This is a genomic window from Thermomonas carbonis (genome assembly GCF_014396975.1).
In the GTDB taxonomy this organism is placed as follows: domain Bacteria; phylum Pseudomonadota; class Gammaproteobacteria; order Xanthomonadales; family Xanthomonadaceae; genus Thermomonas; species Thermomonas carbonis.
On record NZ_CP060719.1, the window covers coordinates 2,413,167 to 2,437,293 of the forward strand.

The 24,127-nt window shown below is 64.9% G+C and carries 22 protein-coding genes and 4 tRNA genes; 23 read left to right on the forward strand and 3 right to left on the reverse strand.

Annotation, left to right across the window (positions count from 1 at the left end; genetic code table 11):
• Positions 1–31: 31 nt before the first annotated feature.
• The 12 genes from msbA (at position 32) to cysN (ending at position 11,543) form a co-directional block, all read left to right on the forward strand.
• Positions 32–1,708, forward strand: a complete 1,677-nt coding sequence (gene msbA, locus H9L16_RS11145; RefSeq protein WP_187554163.1) for a lipid A export permease/ATP-binding protein MsbA — start codon at positions 32–34, stop codon at positions 1,706–1,708.
• On the forward strand, positions 1,705–2,724 hold the full coding sequence (gene lpxK / locus H9L16_RS11150; RefSeq protein ID WP_187551759.1) for a tetraacyldisaccharide 4'-kinase: 1,020 nt from the start codon (positions 1,705–1,707) through the stop codon (positions 2,722–2,724). The genes msbA and lpxK overlap by 4 nt, the downstream gene beginning before the upstream one ends.
• A gap of 157 nt (positions 2,725–2,881) precedes the next feature.
• Positions 2,882–3,670, forward strand: coding sequence for a 3-deoxy-manno-octulosonate cytidylyltransferase (kdsB, locus tag H9L16_RS11155; RefSeq protein WP_189375898.1), 789 nt, complete (start codon positions 2,882–2,884; stop codon positions 3,668–3,670).
• A gap of 4 nt (positions 3,671–3,674) precedes the next feature.
• Positions 3,675–4,142 carry a low molecular weight protein-tyrosine-phosphatase gene (locus H9L16_RS11160; RefSeq protein ID WP_187554164.1) on the forward strand — a complete coding sequence of 156 codons (468 nt, stop codon included), beginning with the start codon at positions 3,675–3,677 and terminating at the stop codon, positions 4,140–4,142.
• A 10-nt stretch (positions 4,143–4,152) separates the two neighbouring features.
• Positions 4,153–6,021: an excinuclease ABC subunit UvrC gene (gene uvrC, locus H9L16_RS11165; RefSeq protein WP_187551761.1), complete on the forward strand. Its 1,869-nt coding sequence runs from the start codon at positions 4,153–4,155 to the stop codon at positions 6,019–6,021.
• A 35-nt stretch (positions 6,022–6,056) separates the two neighbouring features.
• Positions 6,057–6,641, forward strand: a complete 585-nt coding sequence (gene pgsA, locus H9L16_RS11170) for a CDP-diacylglycerol--glycerol-3-phosphate 3-phosphatidyltransferase (RefSeq protein ID WP_187551762.1) — start codon at positions 6,057–6,059, stop codon at positions 6,639–6,641.
• 23 nt (positions 6,642–6,664) lie between these two features.
• Positions 6,665–6,740: transfer RNA gene (locus H9L16_RS11175), tRNA-Gly, on the forward strand.
• A gap of 88 nt (positions 6,741–6,828) precedes the next feature.
• Positions 6,829–6,902 (forward strand) — tRNA-Cys (locus H9L16_RS11180).
• A 66-nt stretch (positions 6,903–6,968) separates the two neighbouring features.
• A tRNA-Leu gene (locus tag H9L16_RS11185) sits at positions 6,969–7,055 on the forward strand.
• A gap of 35 nt (positions 7,056–7,090) precedes the next feature.
• A complete protein-coding gene (locus H9L16_RS11190) occupies positions 7,091–8,716 on the forward strand; it encodes an FMN-binding glutamate synthase family protein (protein ID WP_425507197.1) in 1,626 nt (541 codons plus the stop codon).
• Between the two features lie 35 nt (positions 8,717–8,751).
• A complete protein-coding gene (gene cysD / locus H9L16_RS11195; protein WP_229796590.1) occupies positions 8,752–9,657 on the forward strand; it encodes a sulfate adenylyltransferase subunit CysD in 906 nt (301 codons plus the stop codon).
• Positions 9,657–11,543 carry a sulfate adenylyltransferase subunit CysN gene (gene cysN, locus H9L16_RS11200; RefSeq protein WP_187551763.1) on the forward strand — a complete coding sequence of 629 codons (1,887 nt, stop codon included), beginning with the start codon at positions 9,657–9,659 and terminating at the stop codon, positions 11,541–11,543. The genes cysD and cysN overlap by 1 nt, the downstream gene beginning before the upstream one ends.
• Before the next feature lie 35 nt (positions 11,544–11,578).
• Here cysN and H9L16_RS11205 read toward each other — a convergent pair whose 3' ends face one another.
• From H9L16_RS11205 to H9L16_RS11215, 3 genes are all read right to left on the reverse strand, one after another.
• Entirely contained in the window at positions 11,579–11,842 is a 264-nt protein-coding gene (locus tag H9L16_RS11205; RefSeq protein WP_229796589.1) for a hypothetical protein, read from the reverse strand.
• Between the two features lie 11 nt (positions 11,843–11,853).
• Positions 11,854–12,216, reverse strand: a complete 363-nt coding sequence (locus tag H9L16_RS11210) for a YkgJ family cysteine cluster protein (protein ID WP_187551764.1) — start codon at positions 12,214–12,216, stop codon at positions 11,854–11,856.
• A gap of 217 nt (positions 12,217–12,433) precedes the next feature.
• Positions 12,434–12,508 (reverse strand) — tRNA-Val (locus tag H9L16_RS11215).
• Between the two features lie 134 nt (positions 12,509–12,642).
• On the opposite strand from H9L16_RS11215, the gene H9L16_RS11220 reads away from it, so the two are divergent.
• The 11 genes from H9L16_RS11220 to H9L16_RS11270 all read left to right on the forward strand — a co-directional run bounded on the left by H9L16_RS11220 (position 12,643) and on the right by H9L16_RS11270 (position 24,116).
• Complete coding sequence (locus tag H9L16_RS11220) at positions 12,643–13,350, forward strand: polysaccharide biosynthesis/export family protein (RefSeq protein WP_187551765.1); 708 nt, start codon at positions 12,643–12,645, stop codon at positions 13,348–13,350.
• A 24-nt stretch (positions 13,351–13,374) separates the two neighbouring features.
• Entirely contained in the window at positions 13,375–14,472 is a 1,098-nt protein-coding gene (locus H9L16_RS11225; RefSeq protein WP_187551766.1) for a GumC family protein, read from the forward strand.
• Positions 14,460–15,674, forward strand: coding sequence for a tyrosine-protein kinase (locus H9L16_RS11230; protein ID WP_187551767.1), 1,215 nt, complete (start codon positions 14,460–14,462; stop codon positions 15,672–15,674). Before H9L16_RS11225 ends, H9L16_RS11230 begins: the two co-directional genes overlap by 13 nt.
• 4 nt (positions 15,675–15,678) lie before the next feature.
• Entirely contained in the window at positions 15,679–17,559 is a 1,881-nt protein-coding gene (locus tag H9L16_RS11235; protein WP_187551768.1) for a J domain-containing protein, read from the forward strand.
• 23 nt (positions 17,560–17,582) lie between these two features.
• Positions 17,583–18,773, forward strand: a complete 1,191-nt coding sequence (locus H9L16_RS11240) for a tetratricopeptide repeat protein (RefSeq protein WP_187551769.1) — start codon at positions 17,583–17,585, stop codon at positions 18,771–18,773.
• 86 nt (positions 18,774–18,859) lie between these two features.
• Complete coding sequence (locus H9L16_RS11245; protein WP_187551770.1) at positions 18,860–19,285, forward strand: hypothetical protein; 426 nt, start codon at positions 18,860–18,862, stop codon at positions 19,283–19,285.
• A gap of 106 nt (positions 19,286–19,391) precedes the next feature.
• The gene (locus tag H9L16_RS11250) at positions 19,392–20,795 is read left to right on the forward strand and encodes an O-antigen ligase family protein (protein WP_187551771.1); all 1,404 of its coding nucleotides are present in this window, start codon (positions 19,392–19,394) and stop codon (positions 20,793–20,795) included.
• A 19-nt stretch (positions 20,796–20,814) separates the two neighbouring features.
• The gene (gene tviB / locus H9L16_RS11255) at positions 20,815–22,083 is read left to right on the forward strand and encodes a Vi polysaccharide biosynthesis UDP-N-acetylglucosamine C-6 dehydrogenase TviB (protein ID WP_229796649.1); all 1,269 of its coding nucleotides are present in this window, start codon (positions 20,815–20,817) and stop codon (positions 22,081–22,083) included.
• A 2-nt stretch (positions 22,084–22,085) separates the two neighbouring features.
• Positions 22,086–23,051: a UDP-glucuronic acid decarboxylase family protein gene (locus H9L16_RS11260; RefSeq protein WP_187551773.1), complete on the forward strand. Its 966-nt coding sequence runs from the start codon at positions 22,086–22,088 to the stop codon at positions 23,049–23,051.
• A gap of 64 nt (positions 23,052–23,115) precedes the next feature.
• Positions 23,116–23,631 carry a transcription termination/antitermination protein NusG gene (gene nusG, locus H9L16_RS11265; protein ID WP_187551774.1) on the forward strand — a complete coding sequence of 172 codons (516 nt, stop codon included), beginning with the start codon at positions 23,116–23,118 and terminating at the stop codon, positions 23,629–23,631.
• Positions 23,632–23,762: 131 nt separating this feature from the next.
• On the forward strand, positions 23,763–24,116 hold the full coding sequence (locus tag H9L16_RS11270; RefSeq protein ID WP_187551775.1) for a MarR family EPS-associated transcriptional regulator: 354 nt from the start codon (positions 23,763–23,765) through the stop codon (positions 24,114–24,116).
• Positions 24,117–24,127: the final 11 nt, after the last annotated feature.

Here is a 24,127-nt window from a genome sequence, read left to right on the forward strand (position 1 = left end):
CCTGCGCCGGTACGCCAGGCCGTATTGGGGAATGATCGCCGTCGGCATCCTGGCGATGGCGCTGGAGGCGACCGCCAGCGGCGCGACCCTGTGGCTGCTCGGGCCGATCGTCGACGACATTTTCGTCGAGCACGACTTCAGTTACTGGTTGCCGACCGGGCTGGTGCTGCTCCTGATGGCGCGGGGACTGTTCGGGTTGGTCTCGGATTACACGATCGCCCGCGCTGGCCGCAACGTCGCCCGCGACCTGCGCATGCAATTGATGGCGAAGTACCTGGCCTTGCCCGGGTCGCGCTTCGATGCCGAACCGGTGCCGTCGATGCTGACCCGGCTCGGCGCGGACAGCGAGCAGGTGGCGCAGGCTGCGGTGGATTCGCTGAAAGTGATGATCAGCAATGTGCTGGGCATCATCGCCACCCTGGTGGTGATGCTGTGGACCAGCTGGCGGGTGTCGCTGGTGCTGCTGCTGCTGGCACCGGCCATGGCGTGGATGATGGGCAAGGTCGGCAAGCGCTATCGCCGGCTCAACCATGCGATCCAGGAATCCTCCGCGCAGATGCTGCAGACTGCGGACCAGGCCCTGCACGCACAGCAGGACGTGAAGGCCTACGGCGGGCAGCCGGCGGAACTGGCGCGTTACGGCCAACAGACCCGCGACAACGTGACGCTTGCGCTGAAGATCGAGGTCACCCGCGGCACGTTGTCGATGTTCGTGCAGGTGCTGGGCGCGATCGGGATGGCGGTGATGCTGGTCGCGGCCGGCTTCGAGGCCGCGCAGGGGCGGCTGACGGCCGGCGATTTCATGACCCTGATGACGGCGATGGTCAACCTGGTACCGTCACTGCGCCAGCTCACCAATGTGCAGAGCATGCTCCAGCGCGGCATCAGTTCCGCCGAACGTCTGTTCTCGGTGATGGACGCCGCCAGCGAGCGCGACGAGGGTCGTCGCCCACTCGAACGCGCGCGCGGTCTGCTGGAATTCCGCGAGGTCGAAGCCCGCTACGAAGGTCGCGGCGAACCGGTCCTGCACGGCATCAGCTTCGTCGCCAAACCGGGCACGGTGACCGCCATCGTCGGTCGTTCCGGCAGCGGCAAGTCCAGCCTGGTCAAGCTGATCCCGCGATTCTACGAGGCCAGCGCTGGCAGCATCCTGCTGGATGGCCATCCGCTCGACGACTATCCGCTGGCCGACCTGCGCCGGCAGATCGCGCTGGTGGGCCAGCAGGTGATGCTGTTCGACGGCAGCGTCGCCGGCAACGTCGCCTACGGCGAATTGCAGGCGCTCGGGCCGGACCGGATCGAAGCCGCGGTGCGCGATGCCAATGCGCTGGAGTTCGTCGCACGGATGCCGGACGGGCTGGAAAGCCAGATCGGTGCCGGTGGCGGCAAGTTGTCGGGTGGCCAGCGACAACGCCTCGCCATCGCGCGGGCGATGCTCAAGGACGCGCCGATCCTGATCCTCGATGAAGCCACCGCCGCGCTCGACAACGCTTCCGAGCGGCTGGTGCAGGACGCGCTGGCCAAGCTGATCCCGGACCGCACCACGCTGGTGATCGCGCATCGGCTGTCGACCATCGAACACGCCGACCAGGTGCTGGTGCTCGACGATGGCCGGTTGGTGGAGCAGGGCACGCATGCCGAGTTGCTCGCCCGCGGCGGTGTCTACGCGCACCTGCACGCCATGCAGTTCCGCGAGGGCGCGGCTTGAGCCGCAAACCGTTGCCGCAAACCCCCGCGTGGTGGCACGACGGCAGCACGCCCCCGCTGCATGCACGCCTGCTGGCCACGCTGTACGGCAACCTCGCGGCTCTGCGGCGCACTGCGTATCGGCGTGACTGGTTGCGCAAGCACAAGGCTGGCGTGCCGGTGCTCGTGGTCGGCAACATCGTCGCAGGCGGCACCGGCAAGACGCCATTGGTGATCGCCCTGGTCGCGCGCCTGCGCGCAGAGGGCTGGACACCAGGCGTCGCCAGCCGCGGACATGGTCGCGAGGACGAAGCCACGCCGCGCTGGGTCGGTGCGGGCAGCAATGCATCTCAAGTCGGCGACGAGCCGCTGCTGATTGCGCGCGCCACTGGCGTGAAGGTCCGCGTCGATCGCGATCGCGTGGCCGCCGCGAAGGCACTGGCCGCCGCCGGTTGCGACATCGTGGTCTGCGACGATGGCCTGCAGCACTACCGGCTGGCCCGCGACATCGAAATCGAAGTGCAGGACGCGCGCCGACGCTACGGCAACGGCCGCCTGCTGCCGGCCGGCCCGCTGCGTGAACCGGTGGAGCGCGCGGCCGATTGCGACTTCCGCGTGCTCAACCTCGGAGTCGCCAGTGAGCATGAAGTACAGCGAGATTCCGGTCTCGGCGAATGGCCGATGCGGCTGCGGGTGGGGGTCGCGCAACCCTTGCATGGCGGCCGTGCGCAGCCGCTGTCCGCGTTCGCCGGCCAGCGCGTGCATGCGGTGGCCGGGATCGGCGATCCGGAACGCTTCTTCGCGATGCTGCGCGACGCCGGCATAGCGGTGGTGCCGCACGCTTTCCCCGATCACCATGCGTACGTAGCGGGTGATTTCGAGTTCGGCAGCAGGTTGCCGGTGTTGATGACGGTGAAGGACGCGGTGAAGTGCGCCGACCTGGCGGACGCACCGGCGTTCATGGTGCCGGTCGATGCAGTGTTGCCCCAGGCGTTCTGGGTCGGCTTGCTGGAGCGGTTACCGCCACGCGTTGTTTGATGCCGCTTGTCTCAAGTCGCGATGAAGGTTGTGGTGATTGGTGTGCGGGGGTGTGCTTCGAGCAGGCCATGGATGGCCTGCGGCCGCGCATCGGAGCAGGATGCGAAGCCTGAGCGGCGAAGTCCCCCGCACACCAATGACCAGCGATAATGCCCGCATGCAGCCACAAGACTTCGTCGTCGCGATCCCCGCGCGGTACGCAGCCTCGCGCTTGCCCGGCAAGCCGCTGAGGCTGATCGGTGGCGAGCCGATGGTGCTGCATGTCGCCCGTCGTGCATTGGCCGCCGGCGCGCGCGAGGCCTGGGTCGCCACTGACGATGTCCGCATCGCGGACGCCTTGCAGGTCAGCGGCGTGCAGGTGGCGATGACGTCGCCCGATCACGCCTCGGGCACCGACCGCCTGGCCGAATGCTCGCGCATCGCCGGTTGGGCTGACGACACCATCGTGGTCAACCTGCAGGGCGACGAGCCTTTCGCGCCTGCCGACGGCATTGCCTGCGTGGCGCGCACGGTAGCGGACAGCGGTGCCGGTATCGCCACCCTCGCAGCGCCGATCGACGACATCGACACCCTGCTCGATCCGAATGCCGTGAAGGTCGTGCGCGCAGTGAACGGCGATGCGCTGATCTTCAGCCGCGCGCCGCTGCCTTGGCCGCGCGACGCATTCGCGAATGCGCTCGATGCGATGCCGCCGGGTGGCCACTGGCTGCGCCACATCGGTATCTACGGCTATCGAGTGTCCGCCTTGCGCGCCTTCGCAGCGCTGCCGGCAGGCAGGCTGGAACGGATCGAATCGCTGGAACAATTGCGCGCGCTGGAAGCCGGCTGGCGGATCGCGGTGGCGCTGGCACCGTCGCCGTTCCCGCCAGGCGTGGATACGCCGGACGACCTGGCGCGCGCGGAACGAACTTGGCAGGACATGGAGCGCACGCGACGCAATGGCTAGATCGATCGGAATCCTGATGGTGTGCCTGGGCAACATCTGCCGCTCGCCGATGGCGGAGGGCGTGCTGCGCGCGCGGCTGGAACAGGCGGGGCTTGGCACGATGGCGCACGTGGATTCGGCCGCGACCGGGACTTCGCACATCGACCATCCGCCCGACGAGCGCGCGATCGCCTGCGCGGCGAAACACGGCATCGATATTTCCGCGCAGCGCGCGCGGCGGCTGATGCTGGAGGATTACGACCGGTTCGACGTGATCCTCTGCGCTGATCGCTCCATCCTCCACGATGCACGCATCCGCAAGCCGCGCATCTCGCATGGGCAAGTCGAGTTGCTGCTGGAATGGAGCGGGGTGGGCAAGAAGGATGTGCCTGATCCGTACTACGGCAACGCGCGCGATTTCGAGCAGGCATTCAAGCTGGTCGATGCGGCGGCGTCCGGCGTGGTGGAGCGCATCCGCCAGGGACGACTCTGAGCGCGCGCAGATGAGCAAGCGCAAGGCTGATGCTCCGGCCTTCGATGGCCGCGAGGCCGCCGCGGCCTTGCCGCTGGCACCGGGCGTGTACCGCATGTTCAACGCCGATGGTGGCGTGCTCTACGTCGGCAAGGCACGTGCGTTGCGCAACCGCGTGGGCAGCTATTTCAATGCCACTCCCAAGCCCACCCGGATCATGGCGATGCTGGCGCAGGTGGCGCGCATCGAGGTCACCGTCACCCGCAGCGAAGCCGACGCCCTGCTGCTGGAAAACCAGCTGATCAAATCGCTGGCACCGCGCTACAACGTGATGCTGCGCGACGACAAGAGCTACCCGTTCGTGCTGGTGACCAAGGAAGACTGGCCACGCATCGCCTTCCATCGCGGGCCGCGCGCGATGCCCGGGCGTTATTTCGGGCCGTACCCCAGCGCGGCCTCGGTGCGCGAGACGCTCAACCTCATGCACAAGCTGTTCCGCCTGCGCAGTTGCGAGGACAGCGTGTTCCGCAACCGCTCGCGGCCGTGCCTGCAGCACCAGATCGGTCGATGCAGCGCGCCCTGCGTCGGCCTGGTCGAGGTCGATGACTACGCCAACGCGGTGCGCCGCGCCGGCATGTTCCTGGATGGACGCAGCGGCGAACTGGGTGACGAACTCACTGCGTCGATGCAGGCCGCCAGCGAAGCGCTGGAATTCGAGCAGGCCGCGCGCCTGCGCGACCTCATCACCACCATCCGCAAACTGCAGGCCCGGCAGTATGTGGATGGCCGCAGCGCAGATCTCGATGTACTCGCGGTGGCGATGCAGGGGGCGTCGGCCTGCGTCCTGCTGCTGGCCTTCCGCGATGGGCGCAACCTCGGCACCCGCGCGTTCTTCCCCAAGACCAATGGCGAGGACAGCTCCGCCGAAGTCATGGCCGCGTTCGTCTCGCAGTACTACGCCGAGCAACCGCCGCCCTCCGAGATCGTGCTCGACCGCGATATCCCCGAACGCGAACTGATCGAGCAGGCACTGGCAGAACATGCTGGCCGCAAGATCGAACTGCGCAGCAACGTGCGCGGCGAACGCGCGGCGCACCTGGACCTGGTGACCCGCAACGCCGCGCTCGCGCTGGCCACCGAACTGTCCAGCAGCAGTGCGCAGCAAGCACGGGTGGAGGCCTTGCGTGAATTGCTGGGGCTGGCCGAAGCGCCGTCGCGGATCGAATGTTTCGATATCAGCCACACCATGGGCGAGGCGACGGTGGCGTCCTGCGTGGTGTTCGACGCGGCGGGGCCGTTGCGCAACCAGTACCGGCGCTACAACATCGCGGTCGGCGGCAGCAGCGGCATCGAACCCGGCGACGATTACGCCGCCATGCACCAGGCGTTGCAGCGGCGTTTCCGGCCCGCGGCCGAAGGCGAGCCAGACATCGTCCTGCCAGATATCTTGCTGATCGATGGCGGGGCCGGGCAACTGGCGCAGGCGCAGGCCGTGCTGCAGGATGCCGGCCTGCAGGGCGTGACCCTGATCGGAGTGGCCAAGGGACCGGAGCGCAAGGCCGGTGCCGAAACCCTGCTGCTGCCCGACGGCCGCGAGGTGCAGCCTGGGGCGGCATCGCCGGCCTTGCAGATGGTCCAGCAAGTGCGCGACGAAGCCCATCGCTTCGCCATCACCGGCCATCGTGGCAAGCGCCAGAAGGCGCGCAGTACAAGTCGGCTGGAGGACATCGCCGGGATCGGTCCGCGTCGGCGTGGCGCGCTGTTGCGACATTTCGGCGGATTGACCGGGCTCAAGGCCGCAGCGGTCGACGATATCGCCCGGGTCGAAGGCATCAACCGTCCGTTGGCCGAGCGGATCTGGGCCAGCCTGCACGGGTTGGAGGCGGGGACAGGCCATTGACGGCGCGAAGCAGGCACGCAACGTAGAATCGCCGCATGAAGCTCACCATTCCCACTTGGCTGACGTTGGCGCGGATCGCGTTGATCCCGGTGCTGGTGGTCGTCTATTACCTCGACTACCGCTGGACCAATGTCGCCGCCACCGCGATCTTCGTGTTCGCCTCGCTGACCGACTGGCTGGATGGCTGGATCGCGCGACGCTACAACCAGTACTCGGCTTTCGGCGCGTTCCTGGATCCGGTCGCCGACAAACTCATGGTCGCCGTCGCGCTGGTGATCACCGTGCAGTACCACCACACCATCTGGATGGCGTTGTGGGCCAGCGTCATCATCGGCCGCGAGATCGCGGTGTCCGCGCTGCGCGAGTGGATGGCGGAACTGGGCCAGCGCGCCAAGGTTGCAGTGGCCAACGTGGGCAAGATCAAGACCATCGTGCAGATGGTGGCGCTGGGTTTCCTGCTGTATCGCGAACCGCTGTTGGGATTGCCCATTTTCCTCATCGGCGAATGGCTGCTGGCCGCCGCGGCGATCCTCACGTTGTGGTCGGGATTCGAGTACGCACGCGCCGCATGGCCTGCATTGCGCGCTGAAGAAGCAAAAGGTGTTGACAGGTGGAACTGAGGCCCTAAAATGACGGGCTCAACGCGGGAATAGCTCAGTTGGTAGAGCACGACCTTGCCAAGGTCGGGGTCGAGGGTTCGAGTCCCTTTTCCCGCTCCAGATTTGGATGCAAGCGTTCAGACGAAGCCCCGTACGCGGGGCTTCGTTGTTTTCGGACCATGTGCCAGTAAGATGCAACACGTCATCCGGCCGGGTGGCAGAGTGGTTATGCAGCGGACTGCAAATCCGCGTACGCCGGTTCAATTCCGACCTCGGCCTCCAAATTGAAAGCCCCGCTTCGGCGGGGCTTTTTTTTCGCCCGCGCGCATCGCGTAAGCTTCGATGCAAGCCTGGGTGGCGAAACCGGTAGACGCATCGGACTTAAAATCCGCCGGCCGCGAGGCCATGAGGGTTCGAGTCCCTCCCCAGGCACCAGTCGCAAGCGGATCATTGCCAGCAGAGGAGTCGCCGTGTCCCGCTACGCCGCCTATGCCGCCAGCCTGCTGATGTTCGTGATCTCGCTGCTGTTGGCGCTGCGCATGCCGGGCTGGTGGTGGGGCGTGGCGGTGTTCGGCGCGCTGGCGGTGCTGGGCACGATCGACCTGTTGCAGGCGCGCAGCACCTTGCGTCGCAACTATCCGATCCTGGCGCACTTCCGCTATGGGCTGGAATCGATCGGGCCGGAGCTGCGCCAGTATTTCTTCGAATCCGACCTGGCCGAAGTCCCGTTCTCACGCCAGCAGCGCACCCTTGTCTATCAACGCGCGAAGCGCCTCAACGACGTACGCCCGTTCGGCACCCAGCAGAATGTCTACGGCGTGGATTACGAATGGATCAACCATTCGATGGCGCCCGCCGCGATCCCGTCATCCGATTTCCGCATCGTCATCGGTGCCGGTTCCGCGCAGCCGTATTCGGCGAGTGTGTTCAACATCTCGGCGATGAGCTTCGGTTCGTTGTCGGCGGCGGCGATCCGCGCCTTGAATGCCGGGGCGAAGCAGGGCGGTTTCTACCATGACACCGGCGAAGGTTCGATCTCGCCCTACCACCGCGAGGCCGGTGGTGACCTGGTCTGGGAAATCGGATCGGGCTATTTCGGTTGCCGAAACGATGACGGCAGCTTCAGCGAGGAACGCTTCACCGCGAATGCGCGCGATCCGCAGGTGAAGATGATTGAGGTGAAGCTGTCGCAGGGCGCGAAGCCCGGCCACGGTGGCGTATTGCCGGCACCGAAGGTCAGCGCGGAAATCTCGGCGACGCGCGGCGTGCCGATGGGCCAGGACTGCGTTTCACCGGCACGACATTCCGCGTTTTCCACGCCAGTGGAACTGCTGCAATTCGTTGCCCGCCTGCGCGAACTGTCGGGCGGCAAGCCGACCGGTTTCAAGCTGGCCATCGGCCATCCATGGGAATGGTTCGGCATCGCCAAGGCGATGCAAGACAGCGGGATGACGCCCGATTTCATCGTGGTCGACGGTGCCGAAGGCGGCACCGGCGCGGCCCCGGCGGAGTTCATCGACCACGTGGGCGTTCCGATGCACGAAGCGTTGATGCTGGTCCACAACACGTTGGTGGGGCTGGATCTGCGCGACCGAATCCGCATCGGCGCGGCGGGCAAGATCGTCAGCGCGTTCGACATGGCGCGCACGCTGGCGATGGGCGCGGACTGGTGCAACGCGGGTCGTGGTTACATGTTCGCGCTGGGCTGCATCCAGTCGATGAGCTGCCACACCGACCGCTGCCCGACCGGCATCGCTACCCAGGATCCCGGCCGCTGGCGCAAGCTCGACGTGCCCGACAAGGCCACCCGCGTCGCCGAATTCCATGGCAACACCCTGCATGCATTGCGCGACCTGCTATGCGCGGCCGGCCTGGATCATCCGGACCAACTCGGCCCGGAGCACATCCTGCGGCGGGTCTCGCCGACCGAGGTGCGCTCGCTCGCGGCCCTGTACCGCTTCCTGCGTCCCGGCGAATTGCTGGGCGGGCGCATCCCCGAGCACGCGGTGTTCCAGGACTTCTGGCAAGCCTCGCGCAGCGATGCCTTCATGCCGCCCGAGCATGTCATGCGGCTGCGGAGCGGGAAGTCCAACTGATACCCTGTGCGCCTCGCTGCAGCCTGCGCCCGCACTTGAATACCGGACTGTCCCACCTCGATCGGCTCGAAGCCGAAAGCATCCACATCCTGCGCGAGGTCGCGGCCGAGTTCCGCAACCCGGTGATGCTGTATTCCGTCGGCAAGGACAGTTCGGTGCTGCTGCACCTGCTGCTCAAGGCATTTTATCCCGCGCGCCCGCCGATCCCGCTGCTGCACGTGGACACGGGCTGGAAGTTCCGCGAGATGATCGCGTTCCGCGACCAGCGCGCCGCGGAAACCGGCATCGAACTGCGCGTGCATACCAATCCTGATGGCGTGGCCCAGGGCATCGGCCCGATCACCCATGGCGCCACCGTGCACACCGACGTGATGAAGACCCAGGCGCTGAAGCAGGCGCTTGATGCCGGCGGTTTCGATGCCGCGATCGGTGGTGCGCGCCGCGACGAGGAGAAGTCGCGCGCAAAGGAACGCATCTTCAGTTTCCGCAGCGCGCAACATCGCTGGGATCCGAAGAACCAGCGCCCGGAATTGTGGAGTCTTTACAACACGCGCATCCACAAGGGCGAATCGGTGCGCGTGTTCCCGATCAGCAACTGGACCGAGCTCGACATCTGGCTGTACATCTACCGCGAGAAGATCGCGGTGCCGTCGCTGTATCTGGCGCGCGAACGATCGGTGGTGGAGCGCGATGGTGCGCTGATCCTTGTGGATGATGAGCGCCTGCCGCTGCACGCGGGAGAAGTGCCGGCAATGAAGCAGGTGCGCTTCCGGACGCTGGGGTGCTACCCGCTGACCGGCGCGATCGAATCCGATGCGGACACGCTGGAAAAAATCATCGCCGAGATGCTGGTGTCGACCACCTCCGAACGGCAGGGGCGGGTGATCGACCAGGATCCTTCGGCCTCGATGGAAAAGAAAAAGCAGGAGGGATATTTCTGATGTCTCTTCATGAGAACGCCAGCGCGCAAGTCGCCGCCTACCTGCAGCAACACGAAACCAAGGGCTTGCTGCGCTTCATTACCTGCGGCAGCGTGGACGACGGCAAGAGCACCTTGATCGGCCGCCTGCTGCATGACACCAAGTTGTTGCTGGACGACCAGGTGAGCGCGCTCGAAGCCGACAGCCGCAAGCACGGTACCCAGAACGGCGAGATCGATTTCGCGCTGTTGGTCGACGGGCTGGCCGCCGAGCGCGAGCAGGGCATCACCATCGATGTCGCGTATCGCTTCTTCGGCACCGAGAAGCGCAAGTTCATCGTCGCCGATTGCCCCGGCCATGAGCAGTACACTCGCAACATGGCGACCGGTGCATCCACCGCCGACCTCGCGGTGGTGCTGGTGGATGCGCGCAAGGGCCTGCTGACGCAGACCCGCCGGCACAGTTACATCGTCTCGCTGCTCGGCATCCGCCGGGTGTTGCTGGCGGTTAACAAGATGGATCTGGTCGATTTCGACCAAGGCGTGTTCGATGCCATCGTCGCCGACTACCGCGAGCTCGCGACGCAACTCGGCATCGACCAGGTCGAATGCATCCCGTTGTCCGCGCTGCGCGGCGACAACATGATCGAGCGTTCGCCGGCGATGCCGTGGTACCGCGGCCCGGCCTTGCTCGAACACCTCGAAACGGTCGACATCGTGAGGGTCGCGGGTGATGTCGACTTCCGCATGCCGGTGCAGTGGGTGTGCCGGCCGAACCAGGATTTCCGTGGCTTCGCCGGCACGGTCGTGGCGGGTGCCGTTGCGCCGGGCGACGAAGTCGTCGTGTTGCCTGCCGGGCGTCGCTCGCGCATCGCGCGGGTGGTGACGGCGGACGGCGATATGCCTGCGGCATCGGCGGGGCAGGCGGTTACGCTCACTCTGGCCGATGAAGTCGATGCCAGTCGCGGCGATGTGATCGCCAGCGTGTCCAATCCGCCGGAAGTCGCCGACCAGTTCGCCGCGCACCTGCTGTGGATGGGCGATGAGCGCCTGCTGCCTGGGCGGCCGTATCTGTTGAAAATCGGCGCACGCACCGTGGGCGCGTCGGTCACCGAGATCAAGCACAAGATCGACGTGAACACGCAGGAGCCGCTGGCCGCCAAGCACCTCGACTTGAACGAGGTCGCGTACTGCAACCTGCACCTGGACCAGCCGGTGGCCTTCGCGTCCTACGCGGAGAATCGCGCGCTCGGCGGTTTCATCCTGATCGACCGCCAGACCAATGCCACGGTCGCTGCCGGTACCCTGGATTTTGCCCTGCGCCGTGCCGGCAACATCCATTGGCAACACCTGGACGTGGACAAGGCCACGCGCGCTGCAATCAAGCATCAGCACCCGCGTTGCCTGTGGTTCACCGGCCTGTCCGGTGCCGGCAAGTCGACGATCGCCAACCTGGTCGAGAAGAAGTTGCTGGCGATGGGTCGGCACACCTACCTGCTGGATGGCGACAACGTCCGCCATGGCCTCAACAAGGACCTTGGTTTCACCGACGAGGATCGCGTCGAGAACATCCGCCGCGTGGCCGAAGTCGCACGGTTGATGACCGATGCCGGCCTGGTGGTGCTGGTCAGCTTCATCAGCCCCTTCCGCGCCGAACGCGAAATGGCGCGCGCGCTGTTCCCGGCCGGCGAGTTCCTGGAAGTGCACGTCGACACATCGCTGGCCGAGGCCGAGCGGCGCGACGTAAAGGGTCTCTATGCGAAGGCCCGCCGCGGCGAGTTGCGCAACTTCACCGGCATCGATTCGCCGTACGAAGCCCCGGAATCGCCGGAGCTGCACCTGGACACCGCCATCGCCGACCCGGCCGCGCTAGCCGACCAGGTCGTGCGCGCGCTCGGCCTGGAATAAGGCAGCCAGCGCCGGTTCGCGACCGGCGCAGTCGCTCAGCGGCTGCGCGACGGGGTGGGTTTGGCTGGCGCCGCCGGCGCTGGCGCATCGCCATCGATGCGATGCAGTGAGCGGGTCGTGCCGAGTACCTCGATCTTGCCTCCGGCTTGCTGGAACGCTTCCATGTCCGCCTCGATCGCCTCGCGGGTCACCGGCGTGCGGTCGTTGGCCTTGCGTGGGGCAAACAGGTGGCTGGTCTTGGACGGCGCGATCGCGGGCGGCGCGGCACCGGCGGGGTGGGGCTTCTTCGGGCTCGGCATCAAGCCTCTCCTCAGTAAAGTTGCAGCGGGATGCCACGGGCCATGCGGTCGCTGTAGTCGGCGCGCACTTCCTGGCAATACGGACCGGCCATCACGAAGCGACGGCAGATCTGCGGGCGTATTTCGTAGATCGAGCATTGCATGCGTGCGGCATCGATCGCCAAGCACCAGCCTTCCTCATCGCGATCCATCACATGCAAGCCCTCGGGCGTGTAAGCGGTGAAGCGCGGTGGAATGCGATCCTCCGATTGCAGGACCACGGTCAACCGGCAGCACACTGCGTCACAACGCGTGCAGTCGACGTCGCCGGAGCGCAGTGCCTGCGCACTGCCGTCCACTATGTGTTCAATCTCGCGTGCCCCGTAACCCGGCATTGGCGCTCCCGGAAGGGCGTCTGACCCCCTGACGGGGCATTCGACGCGTGGAGGAAAGCGCAGCGGACGACGGTAAACCGGTCGGGCGGGACGCAGGTGGAAAAACGGACAGCAGCGCCATCGTACGCCAGTGCAGGGCTGCCGGCCCGCATTCAGCGCAGCCCTAACCCGTCAGGATGGCAAAAAAATGCCGGCAGGCAGCCGGCATCCCGAAAACTGGTGGGCGGTGCAGGGTTCGAACCTGCGACCCTTGCCGTGTGAAGGCAATGCTCTACCGCTGAGCTAACCGCCCGGTGGGCCGCGAATTCTACATGAACCCGGCGCCGAGACAATGGGTTCATGGCGGACTGCTGTAAATCCCGCGAAACTCTGGGATAGTGGGAGGTGGGCTTGCGGAAACGAGCCAAGCGATTTCAAGGAGTGGACATGATGGCAACGACATGGATGCGTTCAATGTGTGGGCTGCTGTTGGTCCTTTTCCTCGCCTCTTGTGCAAGCGGCGGGCGGGTGGCAAGCGCCGCCGGTGGCGACATGCCGATGCCGGACACCACCACCACGACCGGCGCATATGAGGGGGCCACTGACTACCGGATTGGAGGTCAGGACCTGCTCAATGTCAGCGTATTCGGCGTGGCGGAGCTGAGCAAGGACGTTCGGGTGAATGCGAAGGGCCAGATTTCCCTCCCATTGATCGGCACGATCCTCGCCGGTGGCCGGACCGTCCAGGAACTGGAAAAGGAGCTGGCGCAGAAGTACTCAGCCACTTACCTGCAGAATCCGCAGGTGAGCGTCTTCGTGAAGGAGTTTTCAAGCCAGCGCATCACCCTGGAAGGTGCGATCAAAAAGCCCGGGATTTATCCGATCACCGGCAAGATCACGCTGTTGCAGGTCATCGCCTTGGCCGGGGGCGTCGACGAGAGAATCGCGGATCTTGGCGGCATCGTGGTGATGCGCCAGGTCGACGGCAAGCGGATGGCAGCGGCGTTCGACCTGCGGCAGATTCGCAAGGGCACGTTGGTGGATCCCCAGTTGTACGGGGACGACATCGTTGTCGTCCAGGAGTCCGGCAGCAAGACCGCGATGCGCCGCTTCCTGGAGTCGATGCCGATCCTCGGCATCTTCAGTTTTCTTTGATTCTTTCGCCGAGTTTGTACCCGAATGACTGACGAACACCTGCCGGCAGACCCGGCGGACAGCAACGACCGCCTGCCGGCGCGACAGGATCCCGATCTCAAACGTGCCTTGCTCAGATCCGATGGTCGGGGCGGTGCTATTGGCCTGGGTTTGGTCGACGAACGGGATGAGGACGACAGCGACGAGATCGACCTGCGCAAATACTGGCTGGTGCTCCTCAAGCACCGCTGGCTTGTTCTCAGCATCGTTGCGGCGATCACGGCGCTGGCCTTGCTGTCGACCCTGATGACAACCCCGATCTATCGTGCGTCGGCGCTGGTCCAGGTCGACCGGGCGACCGCGAGTGTTGTCCAGACGCAGGAAGCCCAGCAGTTGGGCGGGTATTGGAATGATGAGTACCTGCAGACCCAGCTTGAACTGCTGAAGAGCCGATCACTTGCCGATCGCGTTGCAGCGAGCCTGAACCTCGACAAGTCGGCCCTTGTGCGTCTCGAAAATCCGGGGTGGCTCGCGCGCGTGAAAGGCATGGTCGGGTCGCCGCCCAAGGCTGCCCGGGAACAAGGGAGTGTCGCCACAACCCCTGCCGAGGCGGCCCAGCTCAGCAAGGAGCTTTCGGGTGCCATCAGCGGAGGCTTGAGCGTGGCACGGGTGCCGGAAGCCTCGCTGGTGTGGATCAGCTACGACAGTCCATCGCCAGATTTCTCCGTGCGCGTCGTCAATGCGATCGCCGAGGGATTCGCGGAGTCCAACCTGGACCGGCGTTCGTCGGCGACGACGAATGCGAAAATGTTCCTCGAAGAGCAACTCAAGCTGACCAAAGGCAAGCTTGAGGAATCGGAACGCAAGCTCATCGAATACGCGCGGACCCAAGGTCTGGTCATCACCGATGAAAAAGGGCGGACGCTGGCTGCGCAGAACCTGACGCAGTTGAGTGCCGCCCTGGCGACTGCACAGCAGGAGCGTATTCGTGCCGAATCGCGCTGGCGACAGAGCGCGACCTCGACGGAAATGCTGACCGCCTCGGCGGTCGGGCCGCTGCAGCAGCAGCGCGCAGTGCTGATGGGGAATATCAGCAGAAACTGGGGCTGTTCAAGCCGGATTATCCGGAGATGCAGCAGTTGAAGCGGCAGATCGACGAAATCGACAAACAGATTGGCCAGGAAATGGGCCGCCTGCGATCTTCGGTGAAGGCTGAGTATGCGGCCGCGCAAGGAGAAGAGTCAGCGCTGAGGCAAGCGGTGGCCGAACTTCGGGGGCAGGCATTCGATGCCGAGGGCAGCAATATCGAATACAGCATTCTCAAGAGGGATGTCGACACCAACCGCCAGCTTTACGACGGCCTGCTGCAGCGCTACAAGGAGGTCGGGGCTGCCACCGACACGCGTGCCAACAACATCACGATCGTGGATCCCGCCCAGTCGGCCAATCGCACGAAGCCAAACCTGCGGCAGAATCTCATTCGAGGTTTGTTGCTTGGCGCGCTGCTCGGCGTGCTGGCGGCGTTCCTGCTCGATTTCCTGGACGACAGGTTGAAGTCGCCTCAGGATGTCGAGCAGAAGCTGCGCTTGCCGGTGCTTGGCGTGATCCCCAAGCTTGGTGCGAAGGAACGCATTGCGGATGTCGCCGGTGATCCGCGTTCGAGTTTTTCCGAGGCGTATCGATCGGTGCGAGCAACGCTCCAGTTCTCGACGGATCATGGCGTCCCCAGAACGCTGCTGGTTACCAGCAGTGGTCCGGGCGAGGGCAAGTCGACCGCGGCGCTGACACTCGCCCGAAATTTCGCGCAACTGGGCAAGTCCGTGCTCCTGATCGAGGCTGACCTGCGCAATCCTTCGCTGCACAGGGCGCTGGGCTTGGAAGATCGTAGTGTCGGTCTCAGTAACCTGCTTTCCGGGGCAAGCACGTTGACGGAAACCCTGAGAGCCACCGAATACGAAAGATTGTCGGTGATCCTGGCCGGTCCGCTCCCGCCGAATCCGGCGGAACTCCTGTCCGGGAGCAAGCTGGTCTCGCTGCTGACGGTGTCGATCGAACGTTTCGACCAGATCATCATCGATGGCCCCCCGGTGCTTGGATTGGCGGATGCACCTATCCTGGCGAACGTCACCGACGGCACCTTGCTGATGGTCGATGCGGCCAAGACCCGGATCCGGCCGGCACAAGCTGCGTTGAAGCGATTGCTGGCAGCCAGGGCGCGCGTGGTCGGTGCATTGCTGTCGAAGTATGATGCGCATACCGCTGGCTACGGCTACGGCTACGGGTATGGCTACCAGTACGGCACATACAAGACCAATGAGGACAAGCCGCGATTGGGCAGGAGCTGATTGAATGAGCGGCGCGCCGGGGACCGCGCTGGAATGGGCCCTCGCGCTATTGCGGGCGCCTGGCGAGCGTCATGCACTTCGACAGAGTCCGCTTCCGTCGGGAATTGAACGCCTGCTCGCGATTGCGGCACGGGTCGAGCCCGAGGAAGCGACTATCGAGACCGCGCGACTCCTCGGGGAGCCGGCAGAAAGGCTTCGCGAAGCAGCCAAATTCTATGCCCGGGAGGTCCTGTTCCATCCGCAAGCAGACGCATATCGCGCCCTGGGGGTCAGCGCGGACGCCAGCACGGAGCAGATCAAGGCCAACCATCGGTTGCTGCAATTGTGGTTGCATCCCGACCGGCAACAGAATGAAGACGATTCTATATTTGCCTCGCGCGTAAACATCGCGTGGAACCGGCTGCGTAACGATGAACGCCGTCGCAGATACGATCAGGATCTCGCGGCTGCGGAGCGGGAGCCGGAGTTCGCCATCGCGGTAACGCAACGCCAAGTGCCAGCGTGGCTGTCCCACGTGCCTCAAGAAGGTGTCGCCAATCCATGGCAACAGCGAATGCCGGTCATTGCACTGGTGGGCGTGTGTCTGTTGCTGGGTTGGCTTGCCGTGCGCAACAACGAGCGTGCACCAGACGCATGGGGAACGGATGTCGTTTCTCCAACGGCAGACTACGCCTCCGCTACCGACCGAGCCGTGGCGGGAAGCGGGGAGCGCGTATCGCCGGAGCCGGAAGCCGCGCGTACGGCAAAGGTAGCAGCAGCCCAGTTGGCAGCCGCGAGGGTTGCAGCAGATAGACGTGCAGCTGCCAAGATCGCGGCTGACAAGGCCGCTGCAGAGAACGTTGCAGCCAAAAAGATCGCAGCCGCCAAGATCGAAGCCGTCAGAATCAAAGAAGCCAAGGTGGCGGCAGACAAGGCCGCTGCGGCCAAGGCAGAAGCCGCCAGGATCGCAGCCGCGAAGGTGGCCGCTGACAAGGCGGCGGCCGACAGAGTTGCTGCCGCCAAGGTCACGGCCGCCAGGAACGCAGCCGACAAGCTCGCTGCACAGAAAGCCGCTGCAGCCAAGGCTGCTGCGGCCAAGGCAGAAGCCGCCAGGATCGCAGCCGCGAAGGTGGCCGCTGACAAGGCGGCCGACAGAGTTGCTGCCGCCAAGGTCACGGCCGCCAGGAACGCAGCCGGCAAGCTCGCTGCACAGAAAGCCGCTGCAGCCAAGGCTGCTGCGGCCAAGGCAGAAGCCGCCAGGATCGCAGCCGCGAAGGTGGCCGCTGACAAGGCCAAGGCCGACAAAGTCGTTGCCGCCAAGGCTGCAGCAGACAAGCTTGCAGCAGCCAAGGTCGTGGCAGACAAGGCAGCGTTGGCCAAGGCCGCCGCTGCAAAGGCAGAAGCCGCCAGGATCGCAGCAGCGAAGGTGGCAGCGGATAAAACCGCAAGGTCAAAGGCCATTGCGGTGGCACCGGCAACCACTGAGGATGCGCCTGCCAAAGCGCCGCCATCGTCGTCGTCGGCGTCCCCCGCCCCCGTCGCTTCGCTGGCACCTGTCTCAACAGCGGCTGTTGCGCCGAACGTTGTGCGCGTCCAGCAGGCTCGGCGCGTCGGCGACACGTTTCTCCAGTACATGGCAACGCTGAAGCGCGCGCCGCCACCGATCTGGAACAGCCCGGCCATCATGTCCAGCGCCGATGGTTTGCGTCTCCAGTTACATCAGCTCGGACGTGCACGGTTGGGGCCGCCGGAGTGGCGCATTGGCAGCGAAAACGCTGTGCTGACCTCGGCGTATCAAGTCGATGGCGTTGCCGGGGCGGGGGGGCGGGGGAGAGTGAAAGCGGACCTGGTCTGGCGCGCGGATCGCTGGATGGTGGTCGGATTGAGCGTGGAACGCGGGAAATGAGACCAGGGGTTCGTAGCCTGGTCATGGCGGTCGTCATCGCGTTGAGCTTGTTCGCGGGATGGCGCGTGTTCGGTTCCATGCAGGCGCAGCGCCATGCGTTGGCTGATCCGGAGCGGGCATTGGGCTGGCGCGCATGTGATCCGCAAGCCCTGTTGGGGCTTGCTCTGCGCCAACTCGACCAGGATGACTTGGCCGGGGCCAAGGGGAGCGCCAACAGGTTGCTGGCATGCGAGCCGGTGGAAGGGCGGGCGTTCCGGGTGCTGGGCGAGGTCGCGCATCGACAACGCCAGCCTGCCCTGGCACTGCAGATGCATTTACTCGCTGCGCGCCGAGCTCCCCGCGATATCCCGGCGCGTGCATGGCTCGCCCAGCACTACCTGCAGAAGCGCGATTTCGCCACGGCGTTGATGCATATCGACTTCGTCCTGCGCACCACGCCCGAGCGCACCAGGGGTATCAACCGGATCCTCAAGCAACTGGCGCCCTTGGTGCAGGACGACGCGTTTGCGGATGCGCTGGCGGAAGTCCTGCTAGGCGATCCGCCCTGGCGCAGCCAGATGCTGAGACTCGCCGGCGGATTTCCCGACGCAAACAGCCGAATCATGCAAACCCTGCGGCTGCGCGGTGATCTGAGCCAGGAAGAGTATGCGATGTGGCTGGACGGCCTGATCGCGCAAGGCAGGTGGGGCGAAGCCTATGCGCGCTGGGCCAGCGACGCCGTTGCGCCTGGGGCAGGGCTCCCGTTGCTTTACAACGGCGATTTTCGCCATCCGCCATCCGATGCAGGTTTCGACTGGCGCTTCAAGGTTGTGCAGGGGGTGTCGCTGCAGTTCAGCTCCGACACCAATGCCCAGGACGGCATGGCGCAATTCCAGTTCCTGGGTCGGCCGATCCAGGACGTCGGGTTGCACCACCCGTTGTTCCTGTTCCCGGGGCGCTATCGGCTCGGGATGCGGATACGGGCCCGGAACCTGCATAGCGGTATGGGGCTGCAATGGCGGATTGAATGCCAGGGCAGGGCAGGCGTGCTGGCCGATGGCGAGCCACTGGATGGAAGTTTCGAATGGCGGGAATCTTCGGTGGAGTTCACGGTGCCTCCGGCCAAATGTCCTGGACAAGTGTTGCGACTGATCAAGCCTGCCGACAGGACGCAGCGCGTCGAGGGGATGCTGTGGGTCGATGACGTTTCGATCCGCCAGTTCGAGCTGTCATGACGGCTCCCTGCCTTGCATTTGAGGGGCAGGGCCAGTATGGTTTGGTCTGGTTCAATTTCTCTCGACACTGGCAAAAGGATTTCCTAATGAGCAAGCTAGCTGCTGCACTGATCGCAGTCACGGTGGCCTTTGCTGCGCCAGCGTTCGCACAGGATCAGATTCAGGCCATCACGCTGCGCATCGATGCCGGCACGGCACTGACCAGCACCGGCGGCGATTTCACTTCCGCTACGACCGGCCAGCCGCTGGCGGTTGGTGAAAAAGTGATGATCAACGAGAAGTCCGCGTCTACGGCGATCTACGATAGCGGTTGCGAAGTCAAGTTCGACAAGCCAGGTGTCTACGAAGTGCCAAGCGATTGCAAGCCGGGTGCTTGGGTAGCCACAGAGGGTTCGCGTGTGAAAACTTGGGTGATCGTCGGGGGCGCGCTGGTTGCTGCGGCAATCATCGGCAATAGCGGTAGCGACCCGGAAGACCCGCCGCCGCCGCCGCTCAGCACCGGCGCACGCTGAATGGCATCGCATCCCGGGAACTCCGGGATGGCTTGTTTGACGGACAGGGCAGGCGCATCGCCTGCCCTGCTTCGTTGAAGCCCCGCTCCGTCTCCTGAATCCGGCCATGGGCTCCCGCCAGGCTGCCTTTGCGGGTCGCGATATCCTGCGCTGGTCGCTGGTGGCCACGCTGCTGGCCTTGTTGTTGGCCGCTTGGCTGGGCGGTGGAGTCACCGAGGACAGCACGTCGGTTGATGAATGGCTGCAGATGCTGGCCCTTCCGGTCCTTGTGCTTGCCACCGCAATGCTCCTGCAGGATCCACCCCGTGACCGCCTGGTGCAGGCAGGCCTGGTCGTCGCGGGACTGATTGTCCTGGTTCCGTTGATCCAGCTGTTGCCACTACCAGCCGCCGCCGGGTCTGATGCGCGCAATTCGCTGATCAGCGACCTTGGGCAGGCCGGTGTTGCCGGCACGACGCTCCGCTGGAGCCTGGCGCCGTTCGCGACCGAGCAGGGGCTCTTGTTCCTGGTCCCGGGCTTCGCCGCATTCCTTGCCGGATTGGCGTTGCCTGCCCGATTCCGGCGCTGGCTGATGCTGGCACTGGTGATGCTGATCCTGCTCAACATCCCCTTTGCCTTTTTTCAGGCCGGATTGCCTGCGGACAGCGCCGAACGGCTCTACCAATATCCCGATGGCAGCGCAGCGTTCGGCGGCCTGTTCATCAACCACAATCACCACGCGACAGCACTTGTCGTGGGCATGGCCCTATGCATCGGGCTTGGCGTGGACAGCTGGCGTCGCAGGGGTGGGTCGTCATCGTTCGGTCCGCATTTGTTGTATGCCGCTGCCGCGCTGGTATGTGTGATGACCATGCCCCTCACCGGTTCGCGCGCGGGGGCGTTGCTGGTCGTACCTATCTTTGTGGTGACGCTGATCTTTGTAGGCGTGTTGCCGATCGTTCGTTTCCTCCGTACCCGGCCAGGCAAGGGGCTGGCGCTTGGAAGCATGGTGGTTGCGTTGATCTGCCTCTGGCTGGGGTTCGACAGTTTGGCGGCGGTGTTGGTGCAAGACCCTCGCTTCCCGGTTGCTGCAGCCACGTTTAGGATGGGTGTCGACTACGCGCCATGGGGCAGTGGCGTTGGCAGTTTCGTGCAGGCGTTTGCCCAGAATGAGCCGAACCTGCTGCTGATCCCGGCCTACGCCAATCACGCTCACAATGAATATGCCGAGTGGTGGCTGACAGGCGGCATCCCTGCGATGGTCGCTCTGCTGGCGGGGTTGGCGTTGTTTGCCGTTGCCGCGTGGCGCATCTACACGATGCAGGGGCGCAGCGGGAGCGCAGTCTTTGCCGCGGCTTGCTGGACCGCTATCCTTGCTGCGCTTGTTCATTCCCTTGTGGATTTCCCCTTGCGCACCACCAGCTTGATGACTGTCGAATCCCTGTTGGCTGGAATGATGCTGGCGAGCATCGCCGATGGAATGCGCGGCGCGCGCCGACGCTCGCGCGCGGCTGACCCGAAGGTGGGTTGACCTGGTGGCCCCCGCCAGCCTGGACAGTGTGCGAATCGGAATCGTTGGGCTCGGCTATGTCGGGCTGCCGCTTGCGGTGGAGTTCGGTAAGCATCACGAAACGCTCGGCTTCGACATCAACGTCGAGCGCATCGGCGAGCTCGCGCGCGGAATCGACCGAACACTTGAAGTGGATCGCGAAGAGCTCGGATCCGCCGCACAGCTGCGTTTCACGCATGACGCGGCCGACTTGCGCGGTTGCAATGTCTATATCGTCACCGTGCCGACGCCGATCGACGCGGCCAAACGGCCCGATCTGGCCCCCTTGGATGCAGCGAGCCGGATGCTGGGGAGTGTCCTCGCTGCTGGCGACACGGTGATCTACGAATCCACGGTGTATCCGGGCTGCACCGAAGAAATCTGCGTGCCGATCCTGGAGCGGGTCTCCGGCCTGCGCTTCAACACGGATTTCTTCGTCGGCTATTCGCCCGAGCGGATCAATCCCGGCGACAAGGCGCATCGGGTCGCGGACATCCTCAAGGTGACATCGGGCTCCACCGCGGACGCCGCGGATTTCGTCGACAAGCTTTATGCGGGCATCATCACCGCGGGTACCCACAAGGCGCCCAGCATCAAGGTCGCGGAAGCGGCGAAGGTCATCGAGAACACCCAGCGCGACCTGAATATCGCCCTGGTCAACGACCTTGCGGTCCTGTTCAACAAGCTCGGCATCGACACCCTGGACGTGCTGGAAGCGGCCGGGACGAAGTGGAATTTCCTGCCGTTCCGCCCCGGTCTGGTCGGCGGCCATTGCATCGGGGTGGATCCGTATTACCTGACCCACAAGGCGCAGGAAGTGGGCCACCATCCGCAGGTGATCCTGGCCGGGCGACGGACCAATGACGGCATGGGCGGCTACATCGCCGACCAGGTCCTGAGACTCATGGTAAGCAGACGCATCAACCCGGTGGCGGCCCGCGTGCTGGTGCTAGGGCTGGCGTTCAAGGAAAACTGCCCGGACCTTCGCAACACGCGCGTGGTCGACATCGTGCATGCGTTCCAGGGCTACGGAATGCAGGTGGACGTGCACGATCCCTGGGTCGATGCGGTGCAGGCGCAACACGAATACGGGCTGATGCCTGTCGAACGACCCGAAGCCGGAAATTACGACGCCATCGTCGTGGCGGTGGCCCATCGCGAGTTCGTCGAGCTCGGGGCAAGCGGGGTGCGCGCGTTCGGAAAGTCCGATTGCGTGGTCTATGACGTCAAATATGTCCTGCCGCGCGATGCGGTGGACGGGAGATTGTAGGGATGCGGAACTACGAAGCGCGAAAGCGCGTGCTGGTCACCGGTGGTGCGGGATTCCTCGGCTCGCACCTGATCGATCGCCTGCTGGAGCGGGGCGACGAAGTGGTGTGCGCGGACAACCTGTTCACCGGCAGCAAGCGCAACATCGAACACCTGCATGGCCATCCGCGCTTCGAATTCGTGCGCCACGACGTCACCTTTCCGCTGTACATGGAAGTCGACGAGATCTACAACCTCGCATGCCCGGCCTCGCCGATCCATTACCAGCATGATCCGGTGCAGACCACCAAGACCTCGGTGCATGGCGCCATCAACATGCTCGGGCTTGCCAAGCGGTTGCGCTGCCGGATATTCCAGGCGTCGACCAGCGAGGTCTACGGCGACCCCAGCGTGCATCCGCAGACCGAGGGCTATTGGGGCAATGTGAACCCCATCGGCATCCGATCCTGTTACGACGAAGGCAAGCGCTGCGCGGAGACGCTGTTCTTCGATTACCACCGGCAGCACGGGCTGGAGATCAAGGTCGCCCGCATCTTCAATACCTACGGCCCGCGCATGCACCCGAACGACGGCAGGGTAGTGTCCAATTTCATCATGCAGGCGCTGCGCGGCGAGTCCATCACGATCTATGGCGAGGGCCAGCAGACGCGTTCGTTCTGCTATGTGGACGACTTGGTCGAAGGCTTCCTGCGGCTGATGAATACGGAACCGGGGGTCACTGGCCCGGTCAACCTTGGCAATCCCGGCGAATTCACCATCCGGCAACTTGCGGAGAAGGTCATCGACCTGACCGGGTCGAAGTCCACGCTCGTGTTCAAGCCGCTGCCTTCCGACGATCCGCTGCAGCGGCAACCCGACATCGCGCTGGCGCGCGCGCGCTTGGGCTGGGAACCCGTGGTGCAGCTGGAAGAAGGCTTGACGCGTACGATCGCGTACTTCGACAAATTGCTGGGCAACGGACACGCCTGAAGCCTCCCGCGCTTGTGACCCCCGTCGCATTCCGATAGGCTGCGTTCAATCGTTGAACGCAGTGATGTGTCCCGTGCAGGCGTGGTTCGCAGTTGCCACCAAACCCAGGTCCGAGGCGATTGCCTTCGAACACCTCACCCGACAGGGCTATGCCTGCCTGTTGCCGCGGGTGCGCCGCGTACGGCGCGACGCCACCGGCATGCGCGAAAAGATCGAGTGCCTGTTCCCCAGTTACCTGTTCCTGCAGGCCGATCCGGATCTGGAATCCCTCGCGCCGGTGCGTTCGACGCGTGGGGCGATTGGCCTTGTGCGTTTCGGCAGCACGCCGGCACAGGTTCCGCAGGACGTGATCGACCGCATCCGTGCGCAGGTCGACGAGGATGACGGACTGGTGCGGCTCACCGCGCATGGGTGGCTTCCGGGCGACCGGCTGCGGATTGCGGACGGTCCGCTCAGCGGCATCGAAGGCATCTTCGTTGCCGACAGCGGGCTTGAGCGGGTGCGATTGCTGCTGGACTTGCTGGGTACGGCGCGCGAGGTGATCGTGCCGCGCGAGCAACTGGCGGCCGGGCTCTCGTGACGTATCGCTTCGACTGAACAAGCGGCAAGCCGGGCTCGCCCGGTGCACAACATGAAGCCATCGGGGCGCAGCGGATGATCCACGACCGCAGGGCGGTAGCGTACCTGGACACTTTCAAACAAGCGGGGCATGTGGACGACGAACTGCGACTGAGGATCCTGCGCCTGCTCGCCGAGCGGCCGGAAATGAGCCAGCGCGAGCTGGCCCAGGCCCTGGGCCTGTCCTTGGGCAAGACCAACTATTGCCTGCGCGCCCTCATCGACCGCGGTTGGGTGAAGGTCAACAATTTCCGTACCAGCCAGAACAAGCTGGCGTATGCGTACGTGCTGACATCGAAGGGGCTGCAGGCCAAGCTGTCCGCCGCGGCCCGCTTCCTCAAGTCCAGGCAAGCCGAATTCGTGCGCCTGGAGCGCGAGATCGCCGAGCTGCGCGACGAGCTGGGCGATCAGCAGGGCGGGCAGTCGCGCAGCGGGGCACATCGATGATCCCAAAGAAA